This is a genomic window from Pseudoalteromonas sp. 0303 (assembly GCF_013349995.1).
Classification (GTDB): Bacteria; Pseudomonadota; Gammaproteobacteria; order Enterobacterales; family Alteromonadaceae; genus Pseudoalteromonas.
Window position 1 is genome coordinate 1 of record NZ_JABVXF010000098.1, and the last position, 1,259, is coordinate 1,259.

Sequence of the window (1,259 nt, forward strand, 5' to 3'; positions counted from 1 at the left end):
TTTTTGTCTTCAGGGTCATAAAAGCTGAGTGTTGCAGGGCCAAAGTCACTGCTAAAGCCTTGCTCAGGGTTGTTAAAATTCCATACTGTGACCGCATCATCTGCTTTACACGCATTAAGTATGTTATCGGTATCGATATATAAACATTGGCTGGTGCGTGCTCGCGCGTAGTTATCAAGTAGCCACCAACTTTCAGCGACCAATTGTGCTTCTAAGTTTGGCAGAGCTGGGAAGAACAATTTGCTATTTAGCGCTGGGCCTTTAAATAGAGCAACGAGGTAAGTGCTTGCATCATCAATGTTATCTGGCACTAAAGAGACCCATTCTGGCTGGCTTTCGAGCATTCTTTTTAACTGGCTGCCAGTCACCGAAACTTGATAAATTGAATTAAAGCCCGGGGTATTCGATGGTTGGCGTTCAACCTTAAACGCGGCATGAAAGTCTTCTTGGGTTAATGTACCCGGTAGCCAACGATCTTGTACTTGGCTTGCATCAAGTAAAGCGGCATCAATAGCAGGGAACTGCTGCATAGTCGCTTTGGCTGTAATCGTGGCGAGTTCTTCTGCAGTAGGGTAATTTTCTGAAACAGCAATTTCGGTGTTTGCATCTGGAGCATAACGTCCCATGATTTCATCGATGGCGGTTTTAGTGCTCTCATCTCGGGTCGTGATGCTGGTGGTTGGTACTGTATTGTAACCAACATCTGCAAGAGTTTTGTCTTCAAGGTTAAAGGTTAAGGTAAGATCAGTTAGGCCTTGTGCAAAGAAGTTTGGTTGAATAACAATGCTACCGTTATCTAATGTTTGATAGCTTTCACCGCCATGGGTGTGCCCACCAAGGACTAAATCAATCCCTGCAACATTTTGTGCAATACGGGTGTCAGTGCCTTCACCTAAGTGACTCACCATGACCATGTAATCAACATCTTGACGGTATTGGTTAACAATCTGCTCAGCCACTTCTTGCCACTGCCAATTCATTTTGAAATTAGCGATAAAATCAGGAATAGGCTCGTCTTCAACTGGTTCATCAAGTTCATTCCAAGGCACTGAAGTCATGCCAAAAAAGCCTATTCGGAGGCAACCTACTTGGACAACCGAAAAATCGACACCGGCAAACGGCGTCTCACTGTTACCATCATAGTCGGTGTTACTTGAAAGCACGATGGCATTATCGTCATCAGCAAAGTCCAACAGTTGCTCAGGTCCCCACGCATAGTCGTGGTTACCAATCACACGTACGTCAAAAGCCATGGCTTT

Annotated in this window: 1 pseudogene; it reads right to left on the bottom strand. The window is 44.9% G+C overall.

Features of this window, described 5'->3' with window-relative positions:
- Nucleotides 1-1,259 (bottom strand): annotated as a pseudogene (locus HUS62_RS22280) (metallophosphatase); the annotation flags it as partial.